The 6,000-nt window shown below is 65.7% G+C and carries 5 protein-coding genes; 4 read left to right on the top strand and 1 reads right to left on the bottom strand.

The window, feature by feature from the left end; all coding sequences use genetic code 11:
- The first annotated feature begins 517 nt into the window (after nt 1–517).
- Together ABN028_RS13665 and ABN028_RS13660 are read left to right on the top strand one after the other, a co-directional pair.
- On the top strand, nt 518–1,396 hold the full coding sequence (locus ABN028_RS13665) for a type III pantothenate kinase (protein WP_349330003.1): 879 nt from the start codon (nt 518–520) through the stop codon (nt 1,394–1,396).
- A 102-nt stretch (nt 1,397–1,498) separates the two neighbouring features.
- On the top strand, nt 1,499–2,266 hold the full coding sequence (locus ABN028_RS13660; protein ID WP_349330004.1) for an SDR family NAD(P)-dependent oxidoreductase: 768 nt from the start codon (nt 1,499–1,501) through the stop codon (nt 2,264–2,266).
- An 86-nt stretch (nt 2,267–2,352) separates the two neighbouring features.
- On the opposite strand, the gene ABN028_RS13655 is transcribed toward ABN028_RS13660, so the two are convergent.
- Entirely contained in the window at nt 2,353–3,078 is a 726-nt protein-coding gene (locus ABN028_RS13655) for a glycerophosphodiester phosphodiesterase (protein ID WP_349696854.1), read from the bottom strand.
- Between the two features lie 284 nt (nt 3,079–3,362).
- Here ABN028_RS13655 and lysS point away from each other — a divergent pair, with 284 nt between their 5' ends.
- Both lysS and ABN028_RS13645 read left to right on the top strand, forming a co-directional pair.
- Entirely contained in the window at nt 3,363–4,874 is a 1,512-nt protein-coding gene (gene lysS / locus ABN028_RS13650) for a lysine--tRNA ligase (RefSeq protein ID WP_349696853.1), read from the top strand.
- Between the two features lie 303 nt (nt 4,875–5,177).
- The gene (locus ABN028_RS13645; protein ID WP_349330007.1) at nt 5,178–5,516 is read left to right on the top strand and encodes a histone-like nucleoid-structuring protein Lsr2; all 339 of its coding nucleotides are present in this window, start codon (nt 5,178–5,180) and stop codon (nt 5,514–5,516) included.
- Nucleotides 5,517–6,000 lie beyond the last annotated feature (484 nt).

Here is a 6,000-nt window from a genome sequence, read left to right as displayed (position 1 = left end):
GGCCGGAGCTGCGCGATGGATGGTGCGTTGGAAGCCAGTGATCAACGCATTCGCCATCACCTTCGGTGACCGCTGGCCGGTGACCGAGACCTACTAACACCAACCGCCGGAAACACCGTTCGTGTTACGGACCCGGCCCGGGACATGATCGGTCGACCGGTGATGACCGGATGACCGCCGGAGCTGGAGGACCGCGGTCGGCAGAGGTGCCGGTGGTGGCAGAGGGACGAGTGGTGGCAGAGGGACGAGTGGTGGCAGAGGGACGAGTGGTGGCAGAGGGACGAGTGGTGGCTGAGGGACGAGTGGTGGCTGAGGGACGAGTGGTGGCTGAGGGACGAGTGGTGGCTGAGGGACGAGTGGTGGCTGAGGGACGAGTGGTGGCTGAGGGACGAGTGGTGGCAGAGACGCCGGCGCTTTGCCCGGGGACAAGTAGGGTGGCGGAGCCGGGGGCAGCCGTATGCGCCTTGTCCCTCGTACCGCCCCGACTGGACACTCACGCGAGGAAAGGCGACGGCCGATGCTGTTCGCGATCGACGTCGGCAACACCCAGACGGTGCTCGGCCTCTTCGCCGGCGCCGAGCTGGTCGATCACTGGCGGGTGGCCACCGATGACCGGCGTACGGCCGACGAACTGGCCGTGTTGGTCGCCGGGCTGCTGGCCGGCCGGTCGGGCACGGCCGCGGCTTCGGCCGCAACCTCCGCCGCGCCGCCGGGTGCGGCCCCAACCTCGGCCCCAACTTCCGCGTCAGCCGAGAGATCCGGTGTGGGGCCGGGCGGTGTGACCGGGGTCGCGGTCTGTTCCACCGTGCCGGCGGTCCTGTACGAACTCCGCGAAATGCTGCGCCGGTACTACGCGGACGTGCCCGGTGTGGTGGTCGAACCGGGCGTACGTACGGGCGTCCCGGTCCTCATGGACAATCCGCGGGAAGTGGGCGCGGACCGGATCGTCAACGCACTTGCGGTTTTCGAACGCCACGGCCGACCCTGCATCGTCGTCGACTTCGGCACCGCCACCACGTTCGACGTCGTGAGCGCGCGGGGAGAGTACATCGGCGGCGCGATCGCGCCGGGCATCGAGATCTCGCTCGAAGCCCTCGGCCGCCGTGGCGCCCAACTGCGTCGGGTAGAGCTGCTCCGTCCCCGCACGGTGATCGCCAAGAACACGGTCGAAGCCCTGCAGTCCGGCGCCGTCTACGGTTTCGCCGGCCAGGTCGACGGACTTGTCGAGCGTATGGTTGCCGAACTCGGACTCACCCTCGACGACGTCACGATCGTCGCCACCGGCGGGCTCGCTCCGCTCGTGATCGAGCAGTGCCGCACCGTCGATCACCACGAGCCCTGGCTGACCCTGCATGGACTCCGTCTGGTCTATGAGCGCAACCGACCTGGAGAATGAGTCGCCCGTCGATCCGAGTCGAACCGACCTGAGTCGCCCAACCGAATCTGACTGGCCCGCGACTCCCGGCGGGACCACGGATCTCTACCTGGAGGTGCGAGAGTGAGCGTTCTGAAGGCGTTCGACCTGTCCGGCAAGACCGCTCTGGTCACGGGCGGCAACCGCGGCCTGGGGCGGGCATTCGCGCTCGCTCTCGCCGAGGCCGGCGCAGACGTCGCGATCGGCGCGCGTGATGCCACCCGGTCGAGCAAGGTCGTGGCGGAGATCGCCGAACGGTCTGTCCGCGGGTTCGCGGTGCCCGCCGACATCACCCAACGCGCCGACGTCGAACGCATGACAGACGCGGTGATCGCCGAGTTCGGCAGGATCGACATTCTCGTCAACAATGCCGGTGACTGTGTTCATCGCGCGGCCCTCGACGTGCCCGACGAGGAATGGCACCGGGTGATCGACGTCAACCTGCACGGTGTCTGGTTGTGCAGCACGATCGCCGCGCGCCACATGATCGCGTCCGGTGGTGGAGCCATTGTCAATATCGGCTCGATCTCCTCACTCATCGTCAACCGCCCGCAGTGGCAGCCGGCCTACAACGCGTCGAAGGCGGCGGTGCACCAGCTCACCAAGTCTCTCGCCGCCGAGTGGGCGCCGCACAATATCCGGGTCAATGCGTTGGCTCCCGGATATGTCAAAACCGAGATGGCTCCCGTCGACCGGCCGGAGTTCCGCCGGCACTGGATTGAGGACGCTCCGATGCAGCGGTACGCCGTACCGGAGGAAATCGCGCCGAGTGTCGTCTATCTCGCGAGCGACGCGTCGTCGTTCATGACCGGAACCGTCCTCGTCATCGACGGCGGCTACACGCTCTGGTAAATCGCGCCGTGCCGCGGTGAATGCGTACGTCCCGCCAGGGCTGGGCGGGCGGGTTCGTGCCGTTTCCGGGCCGCCCGTGGTGCTGCTCAGGACGTGGGTGCCCGGCCGGCGAGGAGATCACGTACCTCGGGAACGTGCCGCGTGGCGTTCACGAGTACGTCGGGAAAGTCCGTCGTCACGGCGTCGGCACCCGCACGGAGGGCGCGGAGCAGCCCTTCGGCGTCGTTGACCGGCCAGGTGTAGACCTCGAACCCTTCGGCGTGGCACGTCCTGGCGAATTCCTCGTCCAGTTCGGCCAGTCCGGGACACACCGCGCTGACGCCGAGGGAGCGGCCCTTTTCGACGAGTTCGGGGCGCGCGTGGGACGCGATGAGCCCCGTCTTCATGGTCGGGAGATAACTGCGCGTCTCCTGGATGGTCTCGGCGGAGAACGACGTCACCGTGATCCGGTCGGCGAGGCCACGTCCGCGGATCATGTCGAGGGCCGGACGGCATGCCTCGGCCGCCTTGATCTCCGCCTGCAGCGGTAGGTCGATCTCGTCCAACACTTCAGCGAACGTGGGAATCTTCTCGCCCGCTCCCGCGTCAAGCGTCTTGACCTCGTCGAGGGTCATGGCCGCGATCGGCCCCTTTCCGTCGGTCGTCCTCTCGACATCGGCGTCGTGCAGGATCACCAGGTGTTCGTCACTGGTGAGGCGCAGATCGAGCTCGACCGCGTGGGCTCCTTCGGCGACCGCCCGCCGAAAGGAACGAAGAGTGTTCTCGGGTTCGAGTCCCAAGGCGCCGCGGTGTCCGACGAGGGCGAAGGTCACTGGTGGCCTACCTACTTCTCGAGTCGGCGTTCGGAGTGGACATTCGTTCCGGCAGGTGATGAGCCTCTCACAGCCGCGTGGCCATGTGCGCAACCGGCCGGGAGGCCGACGGCGTACCATCGGCTCCGATTGTGGTGACCCTGATTGTGCTGACCCCGATTGTGGCGGCCCGGCGTTGTGGGCCACCCGGCATTGTGGGCCACCCGGCATTGTGGTGGCGAGCTTCGTTCGCCGGGCCACCCCGATAAGCACAGTGTTGTTCGTACCTAATAATCTGGGAAGCCATGACCGATACGCCTGCGGCTGATCCTGCGCGAGAAGACGATCTTCCGGAGCAGATGCGGATCAGGCGCGACAAGCGTTCCCGGTTGATCGAACGCGGAATCGATCCCTATCCGGTCTCCATCGCACGTACGCATACACTCGCCGAGCTTCGCGCGACGTTCCACGACCTTCCGCCGGACCACTCGACCGGTGAAACGGTGACCGTTGTCGGCCGCGTCATCTTCCTCCGGATCACCGGCAAGCTCTGCTTCGCGAGGCTCCGTGACGGCGACGGCACCGAGGTGCAGGCCATGGTCTCTCTCGACCGGCTAGGTGCTGAGTCGCTCGCCGACTGGAAGTCCCAGGTCGATATCGGTGACCACGTGGGTGTCGAGGGGGAAGTCATCACCAGCCGGCGTGGTGAGCTCTCGGTTGCCGCCACGCGGTGGTTCATCGCCGCCAAGGCTCTCCGGCCTCTTCCGGTCGAACACAAGGAACTGTCCGACGAGCACCGGGTCCGGCAGCGCTATCTCGACCTCATCGCCCGGCCGGAAGCGCGCGAGCAGCTGCTCGCCCGGTCGGCCGCGACCGCGTCCATCCGGAACACTCTCACCGCACGTGGCTATGTCGAAGTCGAAACCCCTGTGCTGCAGGCCATCCACGGCGGTGCCGCGGCCCGGCCGTTCGCCACCCATTTCCATGCGTTCGACCGGGAGTACTACCTGCGGATCGCGATCGAGCTGTACCTCAAGCGACTGGTTGTCGGCGGCGTCCACAAGGTTTTCGAGATCGGACGCAACTTCCGCAACGAGGGCCTCGACAGCACGCATTCGCCGGAGTTCACGATGCTCGAGGCGTACGAAGCATATGGCGACTATCACACGATGGCCGAACTCGTCCGCACCCTGATCCTCGATGCCGCCAGGGCGCTGGGGTCCACCGTCGTACCAGACGGTGAGGGTGGAGAGATCGACCTCGAGTCCGAATGGCGCTGGCTTCCCGTCCATGAGGCGGTTTCCGCGGCGGTCGGCGAAGAGATCACGCCGGACACGAAGGAGCCGGAGCTGCGGCGGTACGCCGACCGGCTCGATGTCGCCCTGCAACCCGGCTGGACATCGGGCGAGATCGTGCTGGAGCTGTTCGAGAAGCTCGTCGAGCACACGATCGTCGAGCCGACATATGTCTGCGACTATCCAGCCGACGTACGCCCGCTCGCCCGGCCACATCGAAAGGACCCGCGCCTCGCCGAGGCTTTCGACCTGATAGCGGCGGGAGTCGAGCTGTCACCGGCATATTCCGAGCTCGTCGATCCGGTCGAGCAACGCGAGCGACTCCTCCAGCAGTCGATCCGGGCGGCTGGCGGCGATCCGGACGCGATGCAACTCGACGAGGATTTCCTGCGTGCCCTCGAATACGGCATGCCACCCACTGGCGGCATGGGCCTGGGAATTGATCGGCTGGTCATGCTGCTGACCGGCACCCGCTCCATTCGCGACACCATCCTCTTCCCCCTGGTCAAGCCCGAGTTCTGAGGAAGCTCCGGGAGCTCAGGTGGTGCCGCACTCGAAACGCAATGGATCGGCTGCATTGCGTCAGGACCCATTGCGGACGTGTTTCGGCGATGTCGCCACCTCGATTGAACAGGGACACCACGGTCGGCAGGTTTGGCGGCGTCGCATTGGGCGGCAGCTTTCCGAGGTCCCTGTCATTCGCTGGTCGCTTCCCCGATGTCACCTGAGATAGTGCAATGAAGTAGCTATTCCCCGTTTGCCCGAGCCCCAATTTGGCTCTATTGTTGTGCCAGCCCGCGAGTATTCGAGAAGGGAACCCCCGTAGTGGCGACAAAGACTAACGTCGTTCTTATCGACGACCTTGATGGGTCGGAGGCCGAGGAGAGCGTGAAGTTTGCGCTTGACGGTGTCTCCTACGAGATCGATCTCTCCGCCAAGAATGCCGCGAAGCTGCGGAAGGAACTTGGCTCCTACGTCGGCTCCGCCCGCCGGGTTGGTGGACGCGCTGCTCGAGGTCGGGCCGCCAAGCCGGTTCGTGGTGCGGCCCGCAAGCCCGAAACCGCGGACATCCGCGCTTGGGCCAAGGACCAGGGTTATGACGTGAGTGACCGTGGTCGGATTCCGGCCGAGATCATCGAGGCTTACCAGAAGGGTCGCCGATAGGGCGGCAAGTGGTTCCGCCCGGTGGCGTCGCTCCACGGCCTGAGCCGGGCAGATCCTGACGACGGTTTGCTTCCCACTTCCTGAGATCACCTAGGATGCGCCGCACCATCCGCTTCCGACGATCCCAAGATGCCTGGGGGGATTGAGTGGATGAAGGCGGGATCGTAACAAGGCGTCATTGATGTCTACGCTGAGTGACATTCCTTGGTAAGACGCGAAGGCCCCTGAGGATCGTCCTTGGGGGCCTTGTCGTACCTCCCTGAACGTTCATGTGAGGGACGTCGGCTTACGGAGCGTTACGCCATCCGCGACATGCGGGGTACTTCCGGTGTTCGCTTCGGGCGTAACACCTCGTCAGATGCGGCACCCAGGGAACAGAGTAGGAAGACCTGACAGTTGCATGTTGCGTACCGTTCACAGCCCGCAGCCGATTGATCTCATGTCGAAACCTGGTGGGATCGGGATAGGTCGTCGGTGGGGTCTA

Origin of the sequence: Actinopolymorpha sp. B17G11, from assembly GCF_040196095.1 — a bacterium.
Lineage (GTDB): Bacteria > Actinomycetota > Actinomycetes > Propionibacteriales > Actinopolymorphaceae > Thermasporomyces.
This window is presented reverse-complemented; position numbering and strand designations above follow the sequence as displayed.

What these genes read in the sequence shown, in the direction of transcription:
- ABN028_RS13665 (WP_349330003.1), top strand. Translation starts at nt 518, where the DNA reads ATGCTGTTCGCGATCGACGTCGGCAACACCCAGACGGTGCTCGGCCTC.
- lysS (WP_349696853.1), top strand. Translation starts at nt 3,363, where the DNA reads ATGACCGATACGCCTGCGGCTGATCCTGCGCGAGAAGACGATCTTCCG.